General features: G+C 54.7%; 20 protein-coding genes. 18 read left to right on the top strand and 2 right to left on the bottom strand.

The features are described 5' to 3' along the window. Positions 1–2: 2 nt before the first annotated feature. Positions 3–2,129, top strand: coding sequence for an ATP-dependent DNA helicase DinG (gene dinG, locus M8006_RS02225; protein ID WP_250079639.1), 2,127 nt, complete (start codon positions 3–5; stop codon positions 2,127–2,129). Positions 2,130–2,149: 20 nt separating this feature from the next. Here dinG and M8006_RS02220 read toward each other — a convergent pair whose 3' ends face one another. Further along, positions 2,150–3,226 carry a 3-deoxy-7-phosphoheptulonate synthase gene (locus M8006_RS02220; protein WP_250079637.1) on the bottom strand — a complete coding sequence of 359 codons (1,077 nt, stop codon included), beginning with the start codon at positions 3,224–3,226 and terminating at the stop codon, positions 2,150–2,152. Positions 3,227–3,522: 296 nt separating this feature from the next. Here M8006_RS02220 and rpoE point away from each other — a divergent pair, with 296 nt between their 5' ends. The 13 genes from rpoE to acpS all read left to right on the top strand — a co-directional run bounded on the left by rpoE (position 3,523) and on the right by acpS (position 16,360). Further along, positions 3,523–4,122 (top strand): RNA polymerase sigma factor RpoE, encoded by a 600-nt coding sequence (gene rpoE, locus M8006_RS02215; protein WP_250079635.1) that lies wholly within the window; start codon positions 3,523–3,525, stop codon positions 4,120–4,122. A 245-nt stretch (positions 4,123–4,367) separates the two neighbouring features. Next, complete coding sequence (locus M8006_RS02210) at positions 4,368–5,153, top strand: sigma-E factor negative regulatory protein (protein ID WP_250079633.1); 786 nt, start codon at positions 4,368–4,370, stop codon at positions 5,151–5,153. Between the two features lie 61 nt (positions 5,154–5,214). After that, positions 5,215–6,213: a MucB/RseB C-terminal domain-containing protein gene (locus M8006_RS02205; RefSeq protein ID WP_347709732.1), complete on the top strand. Its 999-nt coding sequence runs from the start codon at positions 5,215–5,217 to the stop codon at positions 6,211–6,213. Beyond that, the gene (locus M8006_RS02200) at positions 6,204–6,683 is read left to right on the top strand and encodes a SoxR reducing system RseC family protein (RefSeq protein ID WP_250079629.1); all 480 of its coding nucleotides are present in this window, start codon (positions 6,204–6,206) and stop codon (positions 6,681–6,683) included. Before M8006_RS02205 ends, M8006_RS02200 begins: the two co-directional genes overlap by 10 nt. A 110-nt stretch (positions 6,684–6,793) precedes the next feature. Then, complete coding sequence (locus M8006_RS02195) at positions 6,794–8,224, top strand: DegQ family serine endoprotease (protein ID WP_250079627.1); 1,431 nt, start codon at positions 6,794–6,796, stop codon at positions 8,222–8,224. A 237-nt stretch (positions 8,225–8,461) separates the two neighbouring features. Beyond that, positions 8,462–9,718, top strand: a complete 1,257-nt coding sequence (locus M8006_RS02190) for a dicarboxylate/amino acid:cation symporter (RefSeq protein ID WP_250079625.1) — start codon at positions 8,462–8,464, stop codon at positions 9,716–9,718. 324 nt (positions 9,719–10,042) lie between these two features. Further along, positions 10,043–11,860, top strand: coding sequence for a translation elongation factor 4 (gene lepA / locus M8006_RS02185; RefSeq protein ID WP_250079624.1), 1,818 nt, complete (start codon positions 10,043–10,045; stop codon positions 11,858–11,860). A 15-nt stretch (positions 11,861–11,875) separates the two neighbouring features. Beyond that, complete coding sequence (gene lepB / locus M8006_RS02180; RefSeq protein WP_250079622.1) at positions 11,876–12,679, top strand: signal peptidase I; 804 nt, start codon at positions 11,876–11,878, stop codon at positions 12,677–12,679. Positions 12,680–12,749: 70 nt separating this feature from the next. Continuing rightward, complete coding sequence (rnc, locus tag M8006_RS02175; protein ID WP_250079619.1) at positions 12,750–13,451, top strand: ribonuclease III; 702 nt, start codon at positions 12,750–12,752, stop codon at positions 13,449–13,451. Then, positions 13,448–14,347: a GTPase Era gene (gene era, locus M8006_RS02170; RefSeq protein WP_250079617.1), complete on the top strand. Its 900-nt coding sequence runs from the start codon at positions 13,448–13,450 to the stop codon at positions 14,345–14,347. Before rnc ends, era begins: the two co-directional genes overlap by 4 nt. Positions 14,348–14,389: 42 nt before the next feature. Continuing rightward, positions 14,390–15,115 (top strand): DNA repair protein RecO, encoded by a 726-nt coding sequence (gene recO, locus M8006_RS02165; protein WP_250079615.1) that lies wholly within the window; start codon positions 14,390–14,392, stop codon positions 15,113–15,115. A 37-nt stretch (positions 15,116–15,152) separates the two neighbouring features. After that, positions 15,153–15,977, top strand: a complete 825-nt coding sequence (pdxJ, locus tag M8006_RS02160) for a pyridoxine 5'-phosphate synthase (RefSeq protein ID WP_250079612.1) — start codon at positions 15,153–15,155, stop codon at positions 15,975–15,977. Continuing rightward, a complete protein-coding gene (acpS, locus tag M8006_RS02155) occupies positions 15,974–16,360 on the top strand; it encodes a holo-ACP synthase (protein WP_250079610.1) in 387 nt (128 codons plus the stop codon). The genes pdxJ and acpS overlap by 4 nt, the downstream gene beginning before the upstream one ends. Here acpS and M8006_RS02150 read toward each other — a convergent pair. Further along, complete coding sequence (locus M8006_RS02150) at positions 16,357–19,068, bottom strand: ATP-binding protein (RefSeq protein WP_250079608.1); 2,712 nt, start codon at positions 19,066–19,068, stop codon at positions 16,357–16,359. The genes acpS and M8006_RS02150 overlap by 4 nt on opposite strands. A 91-nt stretch (positions 19,069–19,159) precedes the next feature. Between M8006_RS02150 and cysM the strand changes: the two genes are divergently transcribed. The 4 genes from cysM (at position 19,160) to mazG (ending at position 24,764) form a co-directional block, all read left to right on the top strand. After that, positions 19,160–20,074, top strand: coding sequence for a cysteine synthase CysM (cysM, locus tag M8006_RS02145; protein ID WP_250079606.1), 915 nt, complete (start codon positions 19,160–19,162; stop codon positions 20,072–20,074). After that, the gene (rlmD, locus tag M8006_RS02140) at positions 20,075–21,550 is read left to right on the top strand and encodes a 23S rRNA (uracil(1939)-C(5))-methyltransferase RlmD (RefSeq protein ID WP_250079603.1); all 1,476 of its coding nucleotides are present in this window, start codon (positions 20,075–20,077) and stop codon (positions 21,548–21,550) included. It abuts the gene before it with no gap. Positions 21,551–21,654: 104 nt separating this feature from the next. After that, positions 21,655–23,931: a GTP diphosphokinase gene (relA, locus tag M8006_RS02135; RefSeq protein ID WP_250079601.1), complete on the top strand. Its 2,277-nt coding sequence runs from the start codon at positions 21,655–21,657 to the stop codon at positions 23,929–23,931. Continuing rightward, a complete protein-coding gene (gene mazG, locus M8006_RS02130; protein ID WP_250079599.1) occupies positions 23,931–24,764 on the top strand; it encodes a nucleoside triphosphate pyrophosphohydrolase in 834 nt (277 codons plus the stop codon). Before relA ends, mazG begins: the two co-directional genes overlap by 1 nt. Positions 24,765–24,772 lie beyond the last annotated feature (8 nt).

Here is a 24,772-nt window from a genome sequence, read left to right as displayed (position 1 = left end):
TTATGCTTGATGATGCGCTAAAAGGTGATATCCAAAACGCCTACCGCCAAGTCGTCGAACGACTCGACCTGACGCCGCGCTATGGTCAGCGGCTGATGATTGCCGAGATTGCCCGAACGCTTGGTGGAATCGTTATGGATGACGAGGGTAAGCGCCAGAACGACACCCATGTCTGCGTGCTGGAAGCCGGAACGGGGACCGGAAAAACCTTGGCCTATTTGCTTGCGGCTTTGCCGATTGCCAAAGCCCAGGGCAAGCGCTTGGTGGTTTCCACCGCCACAATTGCCCTGCAAGAGCAAGTGTTAGGCCACGACCTGCCGACATTGGCGCAGCATAGCGGCATTGCGTTTCGTTATGCGTTAGCGAAAGGGCGCGGGCGCTATGTGTGTGTGGCGCGTCTGGACCAAGCGCTAGAAGGCAGCGAGCCCAATCCCACCATGTCGATGTTTGAGCAGGAGTTGATTGCCACCAGCAGCGATTTCTCTCAGCTTGCTAGTGAGATGGCCACGTCTTATGGCCAAGGTGAATGGGAAGGGGATCGCGATAGCTGGCCAACCACCATCGAGGATGCGACCTGGCAGCGTTTAACCGTGGATCACCGTCAGTGTACGGGCCGGCGCTGCGGTCATTTTGGTGCCTGCGCATTTTTCCGCTCGCGCCGAGAACTGGAAGAAGCCGATGTGATTGTGGCAAACCACGACCTGGTGCTGGCTGACTTAGCGCTTGGCGGGGGTGCGATCCTGCCCGATCCCGCCGATTGTATTTTCGTCTTTGACGAAGGCCATCACTTGCCGGATAAGGCACTTTCGCACTTTGCGCACCGTTTTGCCGTTCATGGTTGCCTGCGTTGGCTTAAAACACTGAAAAGCAGCCTGACCGAGCTGCACCAAGCGCTGGCGATACAGCCGACGGTCCGTCAGTTACTGGCTAAGCTTCCTGAGATGCTTCATGCCTTAGAGCCGACGCTTCAAGAGGTGTTTACCCTCGGGCATCAGCTTGCTGAGCGGCCCAATGGGTTAGGCGATGAGGAGGCGTTTAAGCAAACTCGGTTTGCCAAAGGTCAGACACCGGAAGCCCTGCGTGAGCAAGCGCAGCAGCTCATGAAAATGTTTGCCGAGCTATCGCGTAGCCTTGAAAGTATTGCCGATATTCTGCGCGAAAGCCTCGATCCAGATAAGCAGACAGGGTTAGACCGCGAGCAGGCGGAAAGCTGGCTACCGTTGGTGGCACTGCTACACGGGCGCGCCCTGGAAGCCTTAGCGCTTTGGGAGGCAGTCAGTGCTGTCGATCCGAACGATGCGCCGCCTTGCGCGCGCTGGATCACCTTGAGCCGCGTGGGCGGCGAGCCCGAAGTGGAATTCTCAGCAAGCCCGGTATCGGCAGCGCATACGCTGGCCAAGCATTTGTGGGGGCGCTGTCATGGAGCGGTCGTTACCTCCGCCACGTTAACCGCGCTAGGGCGTTTTGAGCGCCTGCAAGAGCGTGCCGGGCTCGCTGGGCGCTACCGTTACCAGGCATTGCCAAGCCCGTTTGACTACGCGAATGCGGTGCTTAGCGTGCCTCAAGCGGCAACAGATCCCAGTAACAGAGAGGCCCATGAGCAAGCGATTATTGATTTTGTGATTGAGCTTGCCGATGGTGAAGCGGCATTGGTGCTGTTTTCTTCCCGTGCGCAGCTTCGTGCGGTAGAGAAGGCGTTACCTGACGCGGTGAAAGCGCGTGTGCTAGCGCAAGATGCGCTGCCCAAGCGTGAGCTTTTGGAGCGACATCGAGTGGCGGTGGACCGCGGCGAGGGGAGCGTGATCTTTGGCCTGGCAAGCTTTGCCGAAGGCATTGACTTGCCGGGGGAGTACCTCACTCATGTGGTAATCACCCGGCTGCCGTTTGCGGTACCGGATGACCCGGTGGGAGCGACATTAGCGGAATGGATCGAAAGCCAAGGTGGAAACCCGTTTATGCGTATTAGCGTGCCGGATGCTTCCATCAAGCTCGTGCAGGCCTGTGGGCGCTTAATTCGTAAGGAGAGCGACAGCGGCCGCATCACGCTACTCGACCGTCGTGTGTTAACGCGCCGTTACGGCAAAGCGCTGCTGGATGCATTGCCGCCGTTTCGGCGCGAAATCGCTTAGAGTTGACGTGTTGTTAGGGTTTATTTGGCGATGCGTTTTGCCAGTATATCCGCCAGCTTCTCATTCATGCGGGTAAAGGCCTCGACAGTCGCATCCCAATCGATACAGGCGTCGGTAATGGAAACTCCGTACTTGAGTTGGCTGATATCTTCTGGGACTTTTTGATTACCCCAGCCGATATTAGACTCTACCATTAAGCCTATAATCGAGCAGTTGCCGTCCAGAATCTGGTTGGTCACGTTTTCCAGTACCAGAGGCTGCAATGCCGGGTCTTTATTGGAATTGGCGTGAGAGCAGTCGATCATAATGTTGGGAGATAGGTCCGCTTTTTTCAGCTCTTGCTCTGCCAGGGCTACGCTGACGCTGTCGTAGTTGGGTTTGCCATTGCCACCACGCAGTACCACGTGCCCATAGGCATTGCCTCGTGTGCGGATAATCGCGACTTGGCCTTCGTGGTTAATACCCAGGAAATTGTGCGGGCTGGCAACTGATTGCAGTGCGTTGATAGCGACATCCAGGCTGCCATCGGTGCCATTTTTAAACCCAACCGGGCCAGAAAGCCCTGAGGCCATTTCACGGTGGGTTTGTGATTCGGTAGTACGCGCCCCGACGGCTGACCAGCTGATGCAGTCTTGGATATATTGGGGTGAAATAGGGTCAAGTGCTTCGGTAGCAAGCGGCAATCCCAGTTCGGCGAGATCCACCAGTAGCTTACGCGCGATATGTAAGCCCTCTTCGATTTCAAATGAGCCGTTTAAGTGCGGGTCGTTGATGAGGCCTTTCCACCCAACCGTGGTGCGTGGCTTTTCAAAATAGACGCGCATTACGATATACAAACTGTCGCTGACGCTATCAGCAAGTTCACGCAGGTGGCGGGCATAATCCATAGCGGCATCCACATCATGGATGGAGCATGGGCCTACTACCACCAAAAGACGAGGATCTTTGCCATCAAGGATATTTTGAATGGTTTGGCGACCTTCAATTACCGAGCGTTCAGCTTTTTCGGTAAGAGGGACGGCTTTTTTTAGCGCGTCGGGGGTAATAAGAACATCCTGAGCGAGGACATTAAGGTTATTCACCTGCTGTTCTGACATCGTGTTACCTGTGCTTGCGCAGTGGTCGAAAAGTAGCGCCTACTATCGCTCGCTAAGGTAGTAAAAATCAATTGTTACGGAACTATTGGATAACGCAAAATGTCGTTTTCATTGTTTTTTGCTTTGATTTTGTAGGGTTGTAAGCGCTTGATGCCCTGGGCAGAACGCGTGACACTGTTTTTAGACTAATCAAACTCCCAAGGGACGCTATGCTGCTTGCTGTTAATGCTCAGACAAAATGGGAACGAAAACGATCTAGGTATGCTCTTTGCCAGACGAGCAGGAGGGGCGTTTGAATGGGCACCCGTGAAACCGATCAGCAGCTTGTTGAGCGTGCCCAAAAAGGCGATAACCGCGCGTTTGACCTCTTAGTGAAAAAGTATCAACACAAAATCATAGGATTAATTGGTCGCTATGTGCACGATCACGCCGAAGTGCAGGATGTTGCGCAAGAGGCATTTATAAAAGCCTATCGTGCCCTGGCGAATTTTCGCTCGGAGAGCGCGTTTTACACCTGGATGTACCGGATTGCGATTAATACGGCGAAAAATCACCTTGTCTCGCGCGGCAGACGTCCTCCGGGGAGCGATATGGATGTGGCGGATGCTGAGGTTATCGATCAAAGCGGTCGGCTAGCGGATAGCGAGTCGCCAGAGGCGGCAATTGCCAGAGACCAACTTGAGGCGGCCGTGTTCGAAGCCATTGAAAAGCTACCCGACGATTTACGCACGGCTATCACGCTGCGTGAATTTGATGGCCTTGCTTATGAAGATATTGCACAAGTGATGCATTGCCCTGTCGGTACCGTACGCTCGCGTATTTTTCGTGCAAGGGAGGCTGTCGACGAGCATATTCGCCCATTAGTGAGTACGGCACGCAACAGTCGTGACGAGTGAACGCATTTTTTTGGCGAGGTTTGGGGTTCGTGTTGAACTGTCTGATAAATACAACGTCATACTGTTCAGGCTGCCCTGAAGGGTAGCGACATTTCGACATCATGAGGTAAGTGATGACGATAAGGTCTTGGCCGGAGAGAAGTGGGGCGATTTAACATTACGAATCAATGCCGCTGGGCGTATGTAAGCGGTTAACGACTAATGTTTTGCGCAAGCTTCTCTGAATCAGTTTGAGGGTGTGAAGTATGAGTCAAAACACGCGGGAGTCGCTTTCAGCCATGATGGATGGAGAAAGCGATGAGCTTGAATTACGCCGAGTGTTAAAGGCGCTTCCTAACAATGCCGACGCAGCCGATACGTGGCGTCGTTACCATTTAGCGCGAAGCTTGATGCAACGCGAGCAGGGTGTTGATGTGAGTATCGACCTGTCCGCTGGGGTCATGGCTCGTTTGCAAGAAGAGCCTGTTCCGCTAGCGGATACCCCGTTAGAGGCTAAAGCAGAGTCAGTTGCTAAAGCAGAGAAGGTGCCCACGATATCTTTCGCGCGTGGTGCCGGTGTTGCCGCCGCTGTGTCGCTAATGGTGGTCACTGGCGTACAATACTTTAATAGCGGCCTTGGTGATGGCAATGACGGCCCGTCCGTTGATCGCTCTGCCAGTGTGGCAAATGCACCATCGACGTCGGCTAGCGCTACCCAGCAGGTGCAACCTGTGAGTTTGGCGACTTCAGAGCTTTCTCGTGTCGGGAGCGCAAATAGCGACATTCCAATGTTTGAGCCCACTCCTTTTCGGCTCAATGGTCAGTCGGCTAATAGTGGGTTTATGAATGTCAGCGAGGGCGGCTTTTCTGCCGCTCAGTTACCGTCTAATACGACGACGAACAATGTGCAAAATGCGGGACTTGATCTTGAGCAAACTCGCTTATTGCGCTCATATCTTGAGCAGCATGCCCATGGCGCGGCATATGGCAACAGCGATAGCTGGCTGCCGCTAATGCGTTCGGCCATGTCCACTGAATCGCTTGGGCAGTAGCGCGTGCAAAGAAAATGCACGGAATGGTGATATGTACCGTTGATGGATACTCAGTACGTAGATGATGCCGCAGCCGATGACGCGTAATGTTCGCACTACCATTTGTATTTTTGCGCTTCACGCTTTGATGTTGATGGCGTATCCCCTATTAGCATCTGAGTTGGCGCCCAACGCAAAGACGCTGAGCTGTGAGGCGTTGGAAGAACAAACGCCGAGCAATGTTCAACAGTGGTTGACCACGAGCTTGTGGGCTAGCCATTGTTACAGTTTTCAAGCACGCGCCGTTGCGATTGACGCAAATGAAATACGTACTTTAGCCCTTTCACATCGCATTCAAGACGGGGTCCGCCAGCAGGTAGTCCAATACTTGGATGGTCCTTCCATGAGTATTGAACGCCATGCCCGCGTCGGCCACTGGGGGTGGACAAACGCACCGGATGTTGAGACTTCCGTTCCGGCCCAATGGGCAACGCACATCAGCCGTATCTACGCCGTTTCGCTTGAAAACGATAAACGCGTGGCAGGGCGTGAAGCAGTAAAAATCACGTTTGAGCCGCGTGATGCAGATCGCTATTCGCATCAGTGGTGGCTGGATGTTGCCAGTGGTCTTGTGCTGAAGCATGTGGTACGCGATACCGACGGCGATATTTTAGAAACATTTCAAGTAACACAGTTACAAGACCCAGAGCGTTTTAGCGGCGATGTAAAAATCGGTCGCCCAGGTAGTGAGCCAAACGTTGATTGGCAGGTAACTTGGCTGCCTAAAGGCTTTCAGCTACAGCCAGGTGTGTCGCGAGAGCTGCCCAGTGGACGTGCCCAGAAGCTTTATAGCGATGGGTTGGCTGCCATCAGTGTGTTTGTTGAGCCTTTGTCTGCGTCGTCTCTTTCGCCTGGTGTCCATAAACTCGGTGTTTCGGCGGTGGCGGTTGAGCGCAGCCAAAGCTCAGGTGCTGATCGTCAGGTGGTGGCAATTGGTGAGGTGCCACCTCAGGTCTTGCGCCGCGTTGTCCGCGCTGTTGGACTCGTTGATAAACCTTCGGAGTCAACATCATGGCGCTAGCATCCTGTGCTTTAAGCACGGCGGATTTGTATCGTGATGCCACGGTGGTGGGGTACAGCGCAACGGGTTTGCGCGTTGAAGTGCAAGCCGGTGCTGGTTGCGAGCGTTGTCAAAAAGGTGGCGGTTGCGGGGCGGGGCTTTTACAGCGCTCCCGGCATTGGCAAGTGGATGTGCCTGTTGGCCATAACCTAGAAGCCCAAAAACAACGCGAACTAGATGTTCTTTTTCCGCTTGGAGGCCATGTGCGTCTTCGCATGCCGCGCCGCTCATTAATGCATTTAGCGCTTTGGGTTTACGCGCTTCCGCTTTTGGTGGCGATGACGTGCGTAGGGTTGCTATCGGTGGCGGAAATGGCCTCACAGTGGAATGCACCTGCGGTTTTTTTTGCCGCCTTGATCGCTACCGCCGTTGTCTTTAAATTTAAAAATCGACGTGATGCGGAACGCTTTCGACCTCGTCTGGTCAATTAATTCTGTCTCTTGATACCGATGACGCTTTGCACCGATGACTCTCGGTACTGAGTATTCGTTGTCTCATCCACGGCCGATTTTGGCCTTATTCTAATGTTAGGAGCTCTTACATGAAGCGCCTGATTTTCCCCTCGACGTTATGGCTCTGTTTGATGGCAGCCTTGGTCTTCAGTAGCCATGCCCAAGCACAGCAGCTGCCTGACTTCACGACGCTTGTTGAAGACGCCGCGCCGGGTGTGGTGAATATTTCCACTAGCCGAACGGTATCTAGCCGAGGTGACCCTTCTTTCCACGGCTTTGGTCAAGAAGATATCCCCGAGATTTTTCGTCACTTCTTTGGTGACCGCCTCCCGGTTCCGCCCGGTGGTGGCCAAGGGCAAGGCCCAGAGCAAGGTCGGAGTGAAGAACGGCAATCGTTGGGCTCCGGTTTTGTGATCAGTGAAGACGGCTATGTATTGACCAACGCGCATGTTGTCGAAGATGCCGACGAGATATTGGTGCGCTTTAATGATCGCCGTGAATTAGAGGCTGAACTTGTCGGCAGCGACCCGCAAACCGACATCGCGCTGTTAAAAGTCGATGCCAGTGGCCTTCCTACCCTTAACCTCGGTGATTCGGATGAGTTGAACGTCGGCGAGTGGGTCGCAGCGATTGGCTCACCGTTTGGTTTTGACCACTCAGTAACCGCGGGGATCGTCAGTGCGATTAACCGCACACTGCCACGAGATGCCTATGTCCCCTTTATTCAAACGGATGTGGCGATCAACCCGGGTAATTCTGGGGGGCCGCTTTTCAATTTGGATGGCGAAGTCGTCGGGATTAATTCGCAAATCTTCACCCGTAGCGGCGGCTTCATGGGGCTCTCTTTCGCGATTCCTATCAACGTAGCGATGGATGTGGCGGATCAGTTGCGCGATGACGGACGTGTTAACCGCGGCTGGCTGGGCGTGATGATTCAACCAGTGTCGCGTGACTTGGCGGAATCGTTTGGTATGGAAACCCCTGCCGGCGCGCTGATCGCTGACCTTGACCCGGAAGGCCCCGCAGCACGTGGCGGCCTAGAAGCCGGTGATGTGATTCTTAAAGTCAATGGCGAGGATGTCGAACGCTCAAGCACGTTGCCACGTCTGATTGGCCGTGTGGCCCCGGGCAATGAGGTGGATCTGCGTTTATTACGTGATGGCCGCGAGATCAGTGAGCAGGTAGAGCTGGGTCGTTGGCCCAACAATGGGCAAGCCAACACCAGCCAGCCCGACACCAGCCAAGTGCGTCTGGGCGTCGCGGTCCGTGAAGTTGATGACGCCATACGCGAAAAGCTCAACATCCAAGGAGGGGTTGAGGTGACCAACGTTGACCCACAAAGCGTCGCGGCGCAGGCGGGTATTCGCCCCGGGGATATCTTGGTCAGTATTGATCAGCAACGTGTTTCTTCTGCCCAAGAGCTTGCAGATGTCGTCACGAAGTTACCGACTGATCGCGCAGTCCCGCTGCGGATCTACCGCGACGGACGCTCGCTTTTCGTAGCGCTTCGCCTTCAGTAGGCTCAGTCTATTCCTGCAGAACGCTCGAGCCGCCCGGTAAAATGCCGGGCGGCTTGCAGAATGGGGCAACGCTTTTGATCCACCTCTAAGGTGAGACAAAAGCGTTTTTTATGAGGCAAAGTCAACCAGCGATTTAATGCGGCTTTTCAGTGCGTTAAATTGATATATTTCTGTACAATCGCCATCTTTCAGTAATATGACCCAATTAATAACATAGTTGCAGGAGAGAATGGCTCCATGACGAAACATCCAGAAAGCGCCAACAGTAACCTGTGGCAACGGATCCCTTTGTGGCAAAAGATCCTCGCTGGCCTTTTGCTGGGTATTCTGGCGGGTGCCTTGATGGGCGAAAATGCCAGTATCTTTAAACCTATTGGCGATATCTTCATAAGTGCCATCAAGATGCTGATCGTGCCTTTGGTATTTTCCACCTTGGTGGTTGGCATCACGGCAATGCGCGATCCGCAGAAAATGGGGCGCATCGGTGTTCGCACCATCGGGCTTTATCTCATCACTACGGCTTTTGCTATTTCCATTGGCTTACTCGCCTCGCTAATCTTCCAGCCTGGCGTAGGACTGGAGATGAGTTTCGAGTCCGATGTGCAAGCCAGTGAAGCGCCGAGTCTCGTTGATATCCTGGTGGGGCTTGTGCCACAGAACCCTATCGATGCTCTCGCCAAGGGAAATATTCTCCAGATCATCGTTTTCGCCATTGGCTTAGGCATCTCCTTGACGTTGATCGGGGAGAAGGGCGAACCGGTCATTCGTGTGTTCGAAAGCTTCGCCGAGGCCATGTACAAGCTGACGAGCTTCGTTATGGCACTCGCGCCATTTGGCGTGTTCGGCCTCATCGCACATGTTTCTGGCAGTTATGGGCTCGAAGTATTGCTGCCGTTGGCCAAAGTCATCGGGGTGGCTTACTTGGCCAGTGTGTTGCATGTCCTGGTGGTTTATACCGGCTTACTGTCATTGATTGGTCGGCTCAATCCGGTGCGTTACTTACAAGGAATCCTCGATGCTTTGGTCGTCGCCTATTCGTCGGCTTCATCCTCGGGCACGCTGCCGGTCTCTCTGCGCTGTGCTCAGAAGAATCTCGGTGTGTCGGAAGGCGTAGCCGGTTTCGTATTGCCGGTGGGTGCTACTATCAACATGGACGGCACCGCTATCTATCAAGGCGTGGTGGCGGTATTTATCGCCCAGTTGCTAGGCGTCGATCTCAGCTTAATGGATTACGGGATGATTATTCTCACCGGCACTTTGGCTTCCATCGGGACAGCCGGTGTTCCCGGTGCTGGCCTGATTATGCTGTCCATCGTGATGGCTCAAATCGGTTTACCGCTGGAAGCCATTGCGGTGATTGCCGGTATTGATCGTATCCTGGATATGGCGCGTACCAGTGTGAACGTGGCAGGCGATCTTATGGTCACCACGCTGGTCGGCAAGAGCGAAGGGGAGCTCGACGAAACGATTTATAACGCTCGCCACAAAAGCTGAGCCCTCGTCAACCGCACCGGTGCCAGGCCGGTGCTTTTTTATACGCGCCTCATTATTACTGAATTACGCATCGATAATAGTGTTGTTTTTTCGGCGGAGCTTGATGGCAAAATGCGTATCTAAATTATCGTTGTCCAGAGGTATTTCTTGTAGTTCCCGCTTGAGCACCGCTATGGCGTCCCCTTGCAGCTCTAACAAGGCAGTACCATCTGGCGACAGCCAAGCTGGGGCGGTGTACAATGCACCCCAATCTATTTTTTAGCGCTCAATGGGTATGTCTACCTATTTAGTACATGGGTGCGTACACATATCGGATTTTAATACATGTCAAATAGTGAAGATGTTAGTAAAATCAGCCATATACGAAATTTCTCTATCATCGCACATATCGACCATGGCAAATCCACGCTTTCGGACCGGTTGATTCAAACGTGTGATGGGCTTACCGAGCGTGAGCTTAAAGAGCAAGTGCTCGACTCGATGGATATCGAGCGTGAGCGTGGGATTACCATCAAAGCGCAATCGGTAACACTGGACTATACGGCGTCGGATGGAAAGGTTTATCAGCTTAACTTTATCGATACGCCCGGACATGTTGATTTTTCTTACGAAGTGTCGCGCTCACTTTATGCCTGTGAAGGGGCGTTGTTGGTCGTAGACGCCGCGCAAGGGGTGGAAGCCCAATCGGTGGCTAACTGCTATACCGCCGTCGAGCAAGGGCTTGAAGTGCTTCCGGTACTCAATAAGATTGACCTCCCACAAGCTGACCCGGATCGCGTGGCTCAAGAAGTCGAAGAAATTATCGGCATTGACGCGACCGATGCTTGTCAGGTGTCGGCTAAAAGTGGCATTGGTATTGATGCGCTTTTAGAGCGTTTAGTGCGTGATATCCCGCCGCCTAAAGGCGACCCTGATGCGCCGTTACAAGCGCTGATTATCGACTCCTGGTTCGATAACTACTTAGGCGTGGTATCGCTAATTCGTTTGTTCGATGGCACCTTGCGCAAAGGGGACAAAGTTCAGATCAAATCTACCGGACGTGACTGGGGCGCGACAGAAGTGGGAATTTTTACCCCACTGCGCAAACAAACCAATATTCTGCGCGCTGGCGAAGTGGGCTTTTTGGTCGCTGGTATTAAAGATATTCATGGCGCACCCGTCGGCGATACCATCACCCATGCCAAAACACCCGATGTCGAACGTTTGCCTGGCTTCAAAAAGGTAAAGCCGCAAGTGTATGCGGGCATGTTCCCGGTTAGTGCCGATGATTACGAAGACTTCCGTGATGCACTGGAGAAATTGGCCCTAAACGACGCCTCACTGGAGTACGAGCCGGAAAACTCCGATGCGCTTGGCTTTGGTTTCCGCGTGGGTTTTTTGGGCACGCTGCACATGGAGATCATTCAAGAGCGTTTAGAGCGCGAATATGATCTCGATTTGCTGACCACGGCCCCCACGGTGGTTTACGAATTGGCGATGAAAAATGGCGATGTTAACTATGTCTCCAACCCCTCGAAGCTACCGGATTTGGCCGACGTTGAGGAAATGCGCGAACCGGTTGTGCGCGCTAGCATTCTGGTGCCGCAGGAATTTGTCGGTAACGTTATCGCCGAGTGCGAGCAACGCCGCGGTACTCAGCTGGATATGCAGTTTTTGGGGAACCAAATTCAGCTCACCTATGAACTGCCGATGTCTGAAGTCGTGATGGACTTTTTTGACCGGCTAAAATCGATTTCTAAAGGGTATGCGTCTTTAGAATATAACTTTGAGCGCTTTGAAGCAGCCAAGCTTGTACGCCTCGACGTGATGATTAATGGCGATAAAGTGGACGCGCTTGCCGTCATTATTCACCGAGATCACGCCCATTCACGTGGACGTATTTTGGTAGAAAAAATGAAAGAACTGATCCCGCGCCAGATGTTCGACGTGGCGATTCAAGCGGCCATTGGTGGGCAAGTGGTGGCGCGCTCGACTGTTAAAGCACTGCGTAAAAACGTGACAGCGAAGTGTTACGGCGGTGACATCACGCGTAAAAAGAAACTGCTTGAAAAGCAAAAAGCCGGTAAAAAACGGATGAAGCAGGTGGGGCGTGTTGAAATTCCCCAAGATGCCTTTCTTGCCGTGCTCAAGGTCAACGACTAGGGACGAGGCCCCACCATGGATTTTTCACTACTTCTGGTCATCGCCGTGGCGCTATCCGGCATTGTTTATCTGCTGGATGTGCTTATCTGGCGTCGGCGCCGTCGCGAGCGTACAGCAGCGGCGGAAGCGGCCACGATAGAGGGGCTTGACCCCCAAAGCCGTGAAAAACTGCTTAAAGAGCCTTGGCCGGTCGACTACGCGCGCTCTTTTTTCCCGGTACTGCTAGTGGTGCTAGTGGTGCGCAGTTTTATTGTTGAGCCCTTTCAAATTCCCTCCGGTTCTATGCGCCCGACGCTAGAAGTGGGGGATTTTATTCTGGTCAACAAATTTGCCTATGGTTTGCGGCTGCCGGTTGTACATACTGAGTTACTGGATGTTGCCAAGCCTGAACGGGGCGATGTAATGGTATTTCGCTTTCCCGAAGAGCCTTCTGTTAACTTCATTAAGCGCGTTGTTGGCTTACCGGGTGATCGCATTCGCTACGAAGGGAAGCAGCTCTATATCAATGGTGAGGTGGTGCCAAAGGCACTGCTAGAAAAGAGCCCCGAGGCATCCCCCCAACAGCTATTGTTAGCGGAGGGTATGGGGGACGCTGAATATCGGATTTATAATAACCCGCGAGATCCTGGGCCGCAGCTTCGCACTGTTGTGGTTCCCGACGGTCACTATTTTATGATGGGAGACAACCGCGACCACTCCAACGATAGCCGCTACTGGGGCTTTGTCCCGGAAGAGAATATCGTAGGCCGTGCCTTCGCAGTGTGGATGCACTGGGATGGCGGTTTACCCAGCTTTACCAGCATGCGGCACATTGAGTAACACGTGACTGACAATAAAAGTGCAAAATGGTTGTAATCCCCATGTTAATCGTCAATGACGTAGGAGCTCCGTGAGTAATCCCTTGAACACTTTTTGCCGACGTATCGGCTATGAGTTTAACGATATATTGTTGTTAGAATTGGCCATGACTCACCGCAGTTACGGTGGTCGTAATAATGAACGCCTGGAATTTCTAGGTGACTCAATTGTCAACTTTGTGATTGCCGAAGCGCTGTTTGAACGCTTTCCTCAAGCCCGAGAAGGTCAGCTCTCGCGTTTGAGAGCCCGTTTGGTGAAGGGGCAGACGCTCGCTGAACTGGCCCGTGAGATGGCGTTTGGAGAGTGCTTGCGATTAGGGTCCGGTGAGATGAAAAGCGGCGGCCATCGACGCGAATCTATTCTGGCTGACGCCGTTGAAGCCGTCATTGGTGCCATTTACTTGGATGCAGGAATGGATGCCGTGCGTGAGCGTGTACTTGCTTGGTATACCCAGCGTTTGGCGAGCATCTCCTTGCAAGACACACAAAAAGACCCCAAAACCCGGCTGCAAGAATTTTTGCAGTCGCGCCAGGCAGCACTTCCACGCTATGAAGTCGTGACGGTAAAAGGTGAAGCTCACGCGCAGACCTTTACTATCGAATGCTATATTGACTTGCTTGATCAGCATACAACGGGCAAAGGGCCGAGTCGCCGTCATGCTGAACAGCAGGCAGCTGACGAAGCACTGAGCTATTTAGAACCCTCATCTGAAGAAAGTGGAGAAACCCAATGAGCCAAACGTGCGGATTCGTGGCGATCGTTGGGCGCCCCAACGTTGGTAAATCGACGTTGATGAACCGTATTTTGGGGCAGAAAGTCTCGATTACTTCGCGGCGTCCGCAGACCACGCGCCATCAGGTGATGGGTATCAAAACCGACGGTGATGCGCAATATATTTATGTCGATACCCCCGGCATGCACATCATGTCGAAAGACCGCAATAAAGCGATCAATCACTTTATGAATCAGGCTGCCACGCAAGCGCTGCGTGATGTGGATTGTGTTGTGTTCATCATTGATCGCACTCGCTGGAGTGACGAAGATCAAGCGGTATTAAAGCGTTTAGAGCATGTCAAAGCGCCGATTATTTTGGCGGTCAATAAAGTCGACCGTTTGCAGGATAAAGCCACGCTGTTGCCGTGGCTGTCGGAAGTGGGTGCGCGTCGTAACTTCGCGGCCATTGTGCCGATTTCCGCCAAGCACGTCACGCAAGTGGATACCCTTGAAGAAGAAGTGGCTAAACACCTGCCTGAGAGTGTGCACTTCTTCCCCGACGACCAAATCACTGACAAAAGCCTGCGCTTTATGGCGGCAGAGCTGGTGCGGGAAAAAATCATGCGCCAGCTGGGCGATGAATTGCCGTATCAGGTGACCGTCGAGATTGAAGAGTTTCGTGAAACCGAGCGAGTCACCCACATCAGTGCGCTGATTTTGGTCGAACGCCAAGGGCAGAAAGTCATCTTGATTGGCGACAATGGCGAGCGAATCAAAAACATCGGCCGTGAAGCGCGCCTGGATATTGAGCGCGTGCTGGGTGCCAAAGTGATGTTGAACCTGTGGGTTAAGGTGAAGCGTGGCTGGTCAGACGATAAGCGTGCCCTGAAAAGCTTAGGCTATGATCTCGACTAAACGACGTTTCTCACTTTAGCGACGTTTTTCACTGAGAGCTCTATGACCCCCGAGCCGGCGTTTTTGCTCCATCGGCGTCCTTACCGCGAAACAAGCGCGCTGGTGGACCTGCTGACGATCAACCATGGGCGCGTACGTGCTGTTGCCCATGGCGTGCAGCGGCCCGGTTCCAAGTCGCGCCAGCGTCTTCAGCCGTTTACCCCATTGTTTGTTACCTGGCGCGGCGAACGCGAGCTTAAGCGGTTGATGCTGATGGAGTCGCGGGGGCATACCGCACTGCTTGTGGGTGAGGGGCTGCTCTGTGGTCTTTATGCCAATGAAATTGCGACACGGCTGTTGCCCATAGAGATGCCAGCAGATGACACCTTCGCATTTTATACGGCACTAATGGACGCATTGCCGCTTCCTGCCGAGCGGGCGCTCGCGCTGCGACGCTACGAGTGGGCGTTGCTAGAGGCGCTGGGTGCGACACCGCGATTTACGGCGCCCAACGGTTCCGCACTTGACCCACACGCGCGTTATCAATTTGATGCGCTAAACCGCGCTTTCACGCCCGCTGAACGCGGATGGGAAGGGCGCACTTTGCGCTACATCGAGCAGGGGAACTGGCACCTGCCTGGCCTCGCTAACGCGCTGAAAGCAGTCATGCGGGCGGCCTTGGCGCCGATGCTCGGGGCACAAGAGCTACGCTCTCGGCGCTTAATGTTAGATTTAGCCCGGCGGCGTCACTCAGCGCCTACTTCAGCTAGCTCGTTGCCCCCTTCTTAGGCATTCCCGGCGTGTTTCTTTCATTTTTGGAGGCGTTATGCATCCCCCCCGTATTTTGTTAGGCGTTAATATTGACCACATTGCCACGCTTCGCCAAGCGCGTGGCACGCGTTATCCCGACCCGGTTCAAGCCGCTCTTCTTGCGGAAGAGGCTGGTGCTGACGGTATTACCGTGCACCTTCGTGAAGATCGCCGCCATATTCAACCTCGCGATGTGCGCCTGCTTGCCGAGATGCACAATACGCGTATGAACCTTGAGATGGCCGTCACCGAAGAAATGTTGGCCCTTGCCGAGGAAATTCGCCCGGCGCACGTGTGCTTAGTGCCGGAAAAGCGCGAAGAGCTAACGACCGAAGGCGGTTTGGATGTAGTGGGCGGCTTTGATGCGATTGCGGATGCTTGCCAGCGTCTGACGACCGTTGGCTGCGACGTCTCTTTGTTTATTGACCCCGATGAAGTGCAAATTGAAGCAGCCGTGCGTGTGGGCGCGCCCACGATTGAACTGCACACTGGCGCATTCGCTGAAGCCCGGCCAGGCAGCGATGCGGCCAATGCGGCGTATCACCGCTTGACCCAAGCCGCGACAGTGGCCAATGAAGCGGGACTGGTGGTTAATGCCGGACACGGCCTTCATTATCACAATGCTGAGGCGATTGCGGCCATCCCTGGCTTGAATGAGCTCAATATTGGTCACGCGATTATCGCGCGCGCGCTGTTCGTCGGTTTGAAGGAGGCCGTGGCCGAGATGAAACGACTCATTGTCGCCGGGCAAGAGGCAGGGCTGATGGTCGCACTCGACGCCCACGACCATGATCATGACGAAGACAGCGAACACCACAACGACTGCTGCGGGCACGCATGATTGTCGGCATTGGCTCTGATATCGCTCGAGTGGCGCGCTTTGACATGGCGATGACGCGCCACGGTGAACGCTTTGCAACGCGGATATTAGGCCCGAATGAGCAGTGCCGCTTTGTTGGGCACCCGCATCCGGCGGCATTTCTTGCCAAGCGTTTTGCCGCTAAAGAAGCGTTTGTCAAAGCACTGGGCCTAGGGCTTCGCCAGGGTATACAGTGGGGTGAGATTGAAATTCTCAACGATACGCTAGGCAAGCCTCATCTTCAGTTATGTGGCATAGCGGCGCAACGCGCGGCCGATGCGGGGGTAGGCAAAAGCCACGTTAGCCTGAGCGATGAAGCCGAGTACGCCGTCGCTTTTGTGGTGTTAGAGCAAGAAGCCAACTAGGAGCTAACGTAAAAAGCGTCAGTTAAGCGCTGACGTTCATCCCTTAGACGTTGCATCGAGGCATATAGATCTTCCAACAGTGTTTGGGCTTGCGCCATCCCACGCGTTCGCAAGCGCGTCTCTAAGGTTTCCACTAATAAGGCAAGTTCTGGCGCGCCACAGTATCGGCTGGCGCCATTAAGGTGGTGAACGGCATCAAGCAGTGCGGCTTCATCTTGCTGATTCACTGCTTGGCGGATATTAGCCTCACTGGCATCAAGGCTGTCAATCAGTAAGATTAACTGAGTATGCGCGCGCGCTGGACTTCCTCCTGCCAGCCGCTCCCCCAGCGTTAAATCCACAATCGCAAGCGTCTCTGGCGCATGGGCGGGTCTAGGAGTGACGGTTTGGGTGGTCGGTGTTGCGATTGTTACGCCTAGGAAGCGCTGCAACATCTGGTGTAACTTCGCCTCGTCGATAGGCTTTACGAGTACCTCATCAAGTCCTTCGTTAAGCCACTGTTGGCGCTCGTTGTTAAGCGCATGGGCGGTGACCGCGATCACCGGACAGGATGCCCATGGCCCGCCTAAACGGCGCAGTGCTTGGGTTGTTTGTACCCCATCCATGCCGGACATACGAATATCCATCAACACCATATCAAAGGGCTTAGAGGCACTTTTAGCAAATGTCAGTGCCTGCTGGCCGCCTTCAGCAGTGGTGACGATAATACCGTCGCGCTCTAACAGCGCCTTGAGGAGCTCACGGTTGGAGGTATTATCATCGACGACCAGTATGTGTAGGTGGTGCGTTGTTTTATGTGTCTCGGTGGTTGCTGAGAGCGCGACTTGTGGTGTTTCAAGCAGTTGGCGTTTGAGCGCGCTAGCGAGTGTGGTGCGAGTGATAGGTTTAGCGATTAGCTCTCCGCCGTGAGGGTAGGTAAGCCTAGGCGCATCGAGACTGGCAACGTTAGCCAGCACCAGCACGGGGCAGGGCGTTGCCTCAATCGTGGCTTGTAGCGTGTTAATGGTTGGCCCGTGAAGCTCTTCTTGAGTGGCGCTAATAATGAGTAACTGGCTGGTCTCAAGTGCGCTCAAGGGACGAGGCTTTCCGCCCCAGCGTTCGATTAAATGGGTCAGTACAAAGCGCGTTGGCGCGTGTGGCTCATGCAAGCAAATGGTGGAGCCGGGCAGCGTTAGCTCTACCGGCCTTTCTTTCGCATGGGGGGCGAGTAGAGGCAGAGTGAAAGCAAACGTAGCGCCTTTACCCGGTTCGCTTTCAACGCTTATCTCACCGCCCATGCGCTGAATGAGCTGTTGGCAAATCGTAAGCCCCAAGCCACTACCGCCAAATTCTCGTGAGTGGCTGGGCTCGGCCTGAGTAAACGCCTGAAAGAGTTGTTTTTGTTGCTCATGGCTTAAACCGATGCCGGTGTCGCTGATACTGATGCGCAACACCGTCTGTGCCCTTTTATGCTGAGTGGCAATCTCGCTATCCAGCATCACGCGTACAATGACATCACCCTCATGGGTGAATTTAATCGCATTGCTAAGCAGGTTGCTTAACACCTGGTGCAAGCGCAGCGGATCTCCGCGCAGCGGCATGGGGATGTCGTCGTATACCATCGCGACCAGCTGCAGTTGTTTGCGTTGTGCTTCCGGCGCGTGGAGTCCTATTGCCTCATCGACCAGCGTGACCATGTCAATGTCTGCTTCTTCAAGCGTTAAGCGGTTCGCTTCCAATTTGGAGAAGTCCAACACGTCATTGACTAGCATCACCAGGTTGTCGCAAGCGCGGTGCACGTGCTGCAACCATTCTTGCTGGCGCGAGTCAAGTTTGGAACGACCAAGCAAGCGGCAAAAGCCAATAATCCCGTTAAGCGGGGTTCGAATTTCGTGGCTCATATTGGCCAAAAATTCCGATTTGACGGCGTTGGCGCGTAATGCGTTGCGGTGAGCCATATCGAGCTCAATATTTTGTTCTTCAATGGTCTCCATCGACTCTTGCAACTCGCTCGTGGCATGCTCAATTTGGGTTTGCATCTCATGTTGAGCGCGCTGCATGGTTCGAGTCAGCGTATGGATGTTGTCGGCTAGCTGTTGATGTTCGCGTGTTGAGTCAGAGGCAAGGTGGAGGTGGTAATCTCCGCGAGATAAGCGATATAAGGCGAGGTTGGCTTCCTCTAGCGGACGGGTGGCAAAGCGGCTGATAGCAAAGGCTAATAAAAATAGCGCAATGCCCAACAGCATGCCCACTAAACTTAACGTAGCAATCCAGCGATAGTGGCCAAGCGTTAGCGCGCGTGTATCCACCTCAGCCTCAAGCCAGCCGGAACGTGAGGGATTATCTTCGGCAGGTAGCGGCTGTCGGAGTTGCCAAACGGTAGCATCGGTATTTAACTGAAACTCATTGGGGATTTGTGTGGCGGGCGTGGGGAGTGTCATATGGCCAAGGGAAATCAAACGCTCGCCGTCAGCGTTGTAAAGGGCCACGGCACGTAAGCTATCTTGCTCAAGCAAGCGTTGGGTGAGTTGTGTCAACACCTCAGGATTGGCCTGTGATAGGGCTTGGCTAAGGCTTGGGGCGATGAGTTCACTGCTATCTTGCAAGCGCTCTTTGAGCGCTTGGCGTGAGGCTTGGTCGCTGTTCACCACGAGAAGAACGGCCATTGCTGCGTAGACGCACAGTGGAATGCCCATCAACGCGAAGAGAAGTCGAGTATTCAAAGACATGAAAAACGCCCGGTGATTCAAAGAGGTTGCCTATAAAGCTTTGGCTTGCGCCGATATAATGCCGCACAACGGTAATGATAAGGAACGCATAATGAACGATTCCACACGCTATCTCACGCTTGAAGACGTGGTGGGCAATACACCGCTAGTACGCTTAAAGCGTATCACGGCGGGGCGCAACAATACGCTGTTGGCCAAGCTAGAAGGCAATAACCCTGCCGGTTCGGTGAAAGACCGCCCGGCTCTGTCTATGCTCACCGAAGCCGAAGCGCGCGGCGATATTGCCCCCGGCGATACGCTGATAGAAGCGACCTCGGGTAATACCGGTATCGCGCTTGCCATGGCGGCGGCGATCAAAGGCTACAACATGGTGCTAGTGATGCCGGAAAACGCCTCAGCCGAGCGCAAGCAAGCCATGGCGGCTTATGGCGCGAAGCTGGTGGCAGCGAGTAAAGAAGGCGGCATGGAAGAGGCGCGCGATATTGCCGATGCAATGATTGCTCGCGGGGAAGGCAAACCGCTGGATCAATTTGCCAACCCTGATAACCCCCTTGCGCACTACCGCACGACTGGCCCGGAAGTCTGGCATCAAACCGGTGGCGAGATGACCCACTTCGTGAGCTCCATGGGCACGACAGGCACCATCATGGGCGTGTCGCGCTATCTAAAAGAGCAGAATCCCGACGTCCAGATTGTCGGCCTGCAACCCGCGGATGGCGCGAGTATTCCGGGCATTCGCCGCTGGCCTGAAGCATATCTTCCGGCTATTTTTGAGTCACCAAGGGTAGATGTCACGCTGGATATCAGCCAGGAAGAAGCTGAGGAGCACATGCGGCGTCTAGCGCGCGAAGAGGGGATTTTGGCTGGTGTTTCCTCTGGTGGATGCCTCGCCGGAGCCCTGCGTATCGCTGAGCAGACCGAGAATGCAACCATTGTGTTTATCGTTTGCGACCGGGGTGATCGTTATCTTTCTACGGGCCTGTTTGCCCCAGAAGTGGAGGGGTAGATGGCCATGTTGGGCAAGCGGCGCCCGCCACGTCCCGCCTCCAATAAGTCTGGCTTGGCGCGACAAGAGAGTGCTAAACAGGCGCCTAACGCGGAAACCACCAGCGACCAAGTCCTCACCATTGAACGCCTCGCCCACGATGGCCGTGGCGTGGGGCATTTGCCCTCGGGCAAGGCAGTGTTTGTCGATCAGGCATTGCCGGGCGAGCGCGTCGAAATCGCCACGCACATGACGCGCAAACGTTTCGACGAGGCGCATATACGCGAGCGGCTTTCCGCCGCCCCTGAGAGGGTAACGCCTCCGTGTCCGCATTTTGGCCACTGCGGCGGGTGTGATTTACAGCATATGAGCGTGCCTGCACAGCGGGAGCACAAGCGCGAAGTCGTGCGTGAGTTGCTTTTCCGGCAAGGGATTTCTTGGCAGGGCAGCCTCGATACGCTTAAAAGCGACAGCGACGCCTACCGCCGTCGTGCACGCTTAGGGGTGAACGTCGATCGCGAAGGTCGCGTATTGATGGGGTTTCGTGCCCAGCGCAGCCACCGTTTGGTCGATATCGCGAGTTGCTGCGTGCTGGTGCCCGAATTGCAGGCATTAATCACCCCGCTGCGCGATGTGCTGGGCTCGCTCAAGTCGCCCCGCGACGTAGGCCATATAGAACTGTTGGCCACGCCTGACACTTGCGTGGTCATCGTCAGGCAGCTCAAAGAGCAGCCGCAAGACGCTGATCGCTGGCACGCGTTTGCCAACGAGCAAGGCGTTGCGTTAGGAATGCGCTCAGGGCGAGACAGCGCTGAGCGCGATAGCATCAACCGTGATAACCCGGAACGGGCAAAAAGCCAGGCAGGTTCACCTGAATTGCACTGGGTTGGTGCGCCGCCGGTGCTTAACGATATACTGACGCTGCCTGGGTGTGAGTCATTAACGCTGGAATTTTCCCCAGGTGATTTTCTTCAGGTCAACGCCGATGTAAATCAGCAGATGGTGGCGCAAGTGATACAGTGGCTCGCGCCGCAAAAAGGGCAGCAGCTGCTGGATCTGTATGCCGGGATGGGTAACTTCAGCCTGCCGATGGCCGCCGCCGGCGCTAAGGTGCACGCGGTGGAAGGCAGCCCCGCGATGGTGGCGCGGCTCGTCGCCAATGCCCACCGTCACCAGCTGCCGGTAAATGGCCAGCAAGCTGATTTGAATTCACGAGAGAGCGTTAATGCCCTGCTGAAGGAGATACCAGCCGATGCGGTTATTCTCGACCCGCCTCGCGGCGGCGCAGAGAGCGTCTGCCAGGCGTTAGCCAAGATTTCCGCCAAGCCCCATCAGCGCCCGCGTATTGCGTATGTTTCCTGTGATCCGGCGACGTTAGCACGTGATGCGGCACACCTTATGCATGGGGGTTACCGCATTGCTCGCGTTGTCGCGGCGGATATGTTTGTGCATACCGCGCACATGGAAACGCTGATGCTTTTGGAGCCACCGGCGTAAGTGGTTGATATATATTTTCCGTTAAGCCATAAGTCGCGTCCATTTGAGCTATTTTTGTGAGGTGCGTCTTTGACAAGACGGCCCGAGAAAGGTGAGTAACTATCATGGTCAAAGTGCGAGAAGACCAGCCGCTCATCCAGAGCGGTTGGGTGGATATTCCGCAGTGGCTAGCGCGTTTACAAGAGGATGTGCGCCTACGTGCCCCTGAACGCTTGGCGCAAGCCTGTGAGCTGGCGCAGTCGCTTGAGAATGATGCCGAGCGCAGCCACCGTGCCTGGCTCGCCCCTGGCTCGAGCTTTCGCATGGGCCTGGAAATGGCCGATATTCTCGGCGAACTCAAGTTGGATCAGGCAGCACTGGAAGCGGCAGTGCTCTACCGCGCCGTGCGCGAGGGGCGGCTAAGCTTAGACGCGGTGACCAAACGCTTTGGTGCTGAAGTCGCAGGCCTCATTGACGGCGTGCTACAAATGGCCGCGATAAGTCATCCGTATGCGCCGAATCACGCGATGAGCCAGCATAACCAGCAGGAAAACCTGCGCAAAATGCTGGTGAACATGGTGGATGATGTCCGCGTGGCACTGATTAAAATCGCCGAACGCACCTGCGCCTTACGCCAGGTGAAAGACGCGCCGCTGGAAAAATGCTTGCAGGTCGCGCGGGAGGTCGTTGATATCTATGCGCCTTTAGCACACCGGTTAGGCATTGGTCAGATCAAGTGGGAACTTGAGGATTTGTCCTTTCGCTACCTGCATGAAGACGAGTACAAAACCATCGCCAAGCTTTTGGCGGAGAAGCGTCTTGATCGCGACCGTTACATTCACGATGTGGTGGAAACGCTTAAGCAGCTGATGGAGGCACAGCACATTCATCACTACGACGTGAGCGGTCGTGCTAAGCACATTTACTCTATCTGGCGCAAAATGCAGCGCAAGAAGATCGATTTTTCCCAGGTTCACGATATCCGTGCCGTTCGTGTCTTGGTACCGGAAATTACCGATTGCTATACCGTGTTGGGGATTGTGCATTCGCGCTGGCATCACGTCCCTACCGAGTTCGATGATTACATTGCCAACCCCAAACGTAATGGCTATCAGTCGCTGCACACGGCGGTGATCGGACCCGAAAATAAAGTGCTGGAAATCCAGATTCGCACCTTTGCCATGCACGATGAAGCCGAGCTTGGGGTTTGTGCCCACTGGCGCTATAAAGGCCATGATACCAACGCCAAAAGCCGCAGTTACGAAGAAAAAATTGCCTGGCTGCGACAGGTGTTGGAGTGGCAAGACGAAGTGGGCGATTTCAGTGATCTGCGCGAAGGGCTTTCAAGTGACGTGGCGCCGGATCGTATCTACGTATTCACCCCGGATGGACACGTGATTGACCTGCCAAGGGTCGCCACGCCTATCGACTTTGCCTACCGCGTGCACACCGAAATTGGCCATCGCTGCCGTGGAGCCAAGATCAACGGCCGTATCGTGCCACTGACCTACAAGCTTAAAACCGGGCAGCAGGTCGAAATCCTTACCGCGAGCAAAGGCGGGCCGAGCCGCGACTGGATCAACCCTAGCCTCGGCTATGTGCGCACGTCTCGCGCGCGGGCCAAGATTCAAGCCTGGTTTAAACACCAAGCGCGCGATCAAAATGTCGAAGAGGGGCAGGCACTTTTTGAACGTGAGATGAAGCGCCTGGATGTCGAGGGGCTAGACCGGAAACGCCTGGCGGCGGCGGTCAATTATATTAGTGCCGAGGACATGTACGCCGCGCTTGGCGCTGGAGATTTGCGCATCGGTCAGGTATTGAACCAAGCGCAGCATCTGTTTGGTGAAACCGACGACCAGGAGCAACTCGACCGCTTACTGGCCAAGCCAAAACGCCAATCGAGCAAAGCGACTCAAAGCGATATTACCGTGCTAGGTGTAGGCAACTTAAAAACCAGCATGGCCAACTGCTGCCGCCCGGTCCCCGGCGAGCCCATCGTCGGGTTTATCACCCAAGGGCGAGGGGTAACGGTGCACCGGGAAGACTGCCCCAATATTTTGCAATTGCGTGGCGATGAGCCGCAACGCATTATCGAGGTCGAGTGGGGCGAGCGGGCACAAACCCGCTACCCGGTGACCATCGAAATTCAAGCTTGGGACCGTTCGGGACTCTTGCGCGATGTCACGGGATTGCTGGGCAATGAGAAAGTCAATGTGCTGGCCGTCAACACGCTCACCGATACCGACGAAGGTATTGCCCGCCTGCGCATCACGCTAGAAGTCGACGGATTGGAAGCCCTTGGACGGCTATTTTCGCGTATTCAGCAGCTACCCAACGTCACCGAAGTGCGTCGGCTACGCAATGCCGACCCGGAAAAAAGTGCTCGTATAGGAGGTGCATAATGCGTTACCGGCTAGAGGATCTGCTCACGCTGATGCAGGTCCTGCGCGACGTTGATCAGGGGTGCCCGTGGGACATCAAGCAGGACTGGGACAGCATCGTCCCGCATACGCTAGAAGAGGCGTATGAAGTCGCCGATGTCATTGAGCGACGTGCCTTTGATGAGCTTCCCGGCGAGCTGGGAGACTTACTCTTTCAGGTGGTTTATTACGCGCAGTTCGGCGCTGAGGAGCAGCGTTTTGACTTTACCGATATTGTCGATACGCTGGTGGAAAAAATGCTGCGCCGTCATCCGCATGTTTTTCCCGAAGGAACGTTGGCGTCGCGGCGCCCGCCCGGCATTCGTGCGGATGAAGTTCAGACTCAGCAAGTCAAGCACCGTTGGGAAGCGCTAAAAGCCGAAGAGCGTGACGCGCGAACGGCCAATCCGGCTTCCGTATTAGATGACGTGCCGCGCACACTGCCGGCGCTTTCGCGCGCGGCCAAACTCTCGAAACGCGCCGCGCGTGTCGGGTTTGATTGGCCGGATGCGCGCGATGTGCTGGCCAAAATTCGCGAAGAGATCGACGAAGTAGAAGCGGCACTTGAGGCCGGTGACCCGCGTCAAGCGCAAGACGAAGTGGGCGATGTGTTGTTTGCCGTGACCCATTTAGCCCGCACGCTAAACGCCGACCCCGAGCAGTGCTTGCGTGTCACCAATAGTAAGTTTGAGCGCCGCTTTCACCATGTCGAGCGGGCACTGGCAGCGGACGGTCGTACACTGACGGAGGCGTCGCTTGATGAGATGGAAACCCATTGGCAAGCGGCTAAAGTTAAAGAATACAACGACGTTTAATTTTTAAC

The organism is Halomonas llamarensis, assembly GCF_023555005.1.
Classification (GTDB): domain Bacteria; phylum Pseudomonadota; class Gammaproteobacteria; order Pseudomonadales; family Halomonadaceae; genus Vreelandella; species Vreelandella llamarensis.
This window is presented reverse-complemented; position numbering and strand designations above follow the sequence as displayed.

Coding starts and splice junctions, on each gene's coding strand:
- dinG (WP_250079639.1), top strand. CDS start 3: ATGCTTGATGATGCGCTAAAAGGTGATATCCAAAACGCCTACCGCCAA.
- M8006_RS02220 (WP_250079637.1), bottom strand. CDS start 3,226: ATGTCAGAACAGCAGGTGAATAACCTTAATGTCCTCGCTCAGGATGTT.
- rpoE (WP_250079635.1), top strand. CDS start 3,523: ATGGGCACCCGTGAAACCGATCAGCAGCTTGTTGAGCGTGCCCAAAAA.
- M8006_RS02210 (WP_250079633.1), top strand. CDS start 4,368: ATGAGTCAAAACACGCGGGAGTCGCTTTCAGCCATGATGGATGGAGAA.
- M8006_RS02205 (WP_347709732.1), top strand. CDS start 5,215: ATGATGCCGCAGCCGATGACGCGTAATGTTCGCACTACCATTTGTATT.
- M8006_RS02200 (WP_250079629.1), top strand. CDS start 6,204: ATGGCGCTAGCATCCTGTGCTTTAAGCACGGCGGATTTGTATCGTGAT.
- M8006_RS02195 (WP_250079627.1), top strand. CDS start 6,794: ATGAAGCGCCTGATTTTCCCCTCGACGTTATGGCTCTGTTTGATGGCA.
- M8006_RS02190 (WP_250079625.1), top strand. CDS start 8,462: ATGACGAAACATCCAGAAAGCGCCAACAGTAACCTGTGGCAACGGATC.
- lepA (WP_250079624.1), top strand. CDS start 10,043: ATGTCAAATAGTGAAGATGTTAGTAAAATCAGCCATATACGAAATTTC.
- lepB (WP_250079622.1), top strand. CDS start 11,876: ATGGATTTTTCACTACTTCTGGTCATCGCCGTGGCGCTATCCGGCATT.
- era (WP_250079617.1), top strand. CDS start 13,448: ATGAGCCAAACGTGCGGATTCGTGGCGATCGTTGGGCGCCCCAACGTT.
- recO (WP_250079615.1), top strand. CDS start 14,390: ATGACCCCCGAGCCGGCGTTTTTGCTCCATCGGCGTCCTTACCGCGAA.
- pdxJ (WP_250079612.1), top strand. CDS start 15,153: ATGCATCCCCCCCGTATTTTGTTAGGCGTTAATATTGACCACATTGCC.
- acpS (WP_250079610.1), top strand. CDS start 15,974: ATGATTGTCGGCATTGGCTCTGATATCGCTCGAGTGGCGCGCTTTGAC.
- M8006_RS02150 (WP_250079608.1), bottom strand. CDS start 19,068: ATGTCTTTGAATACTCGACTTCTCTTCGCGTTGATGGGCATTCCACTG.
- cysM (WP_250079606.1), top strand. CDS start 19,160: ATGAACGATTCCACACGCTATCTCACGCTTGAAGACGTGGTGGGCAAT.
- rlmD (WP_250079603.1), top strand. CDS start 20,075: ATGGCCATGTTGGGCAAGCGGCGCCCGCCACGTCCCGCCTCCAATAAG.
- relA (WP_250079601.1), top strand. CDS start 21,655: ATGGTCAAAGTGCGAGAAGACCAGCCGCTCATCCAGAGCGGTTGGGTG.
- mazG (WP_250079599.1), top strand. CDS start 23,931: ATGCGTTACCGGCTAGAGGATCTGCTCACGCTGATGCAGGTCCTGCGC.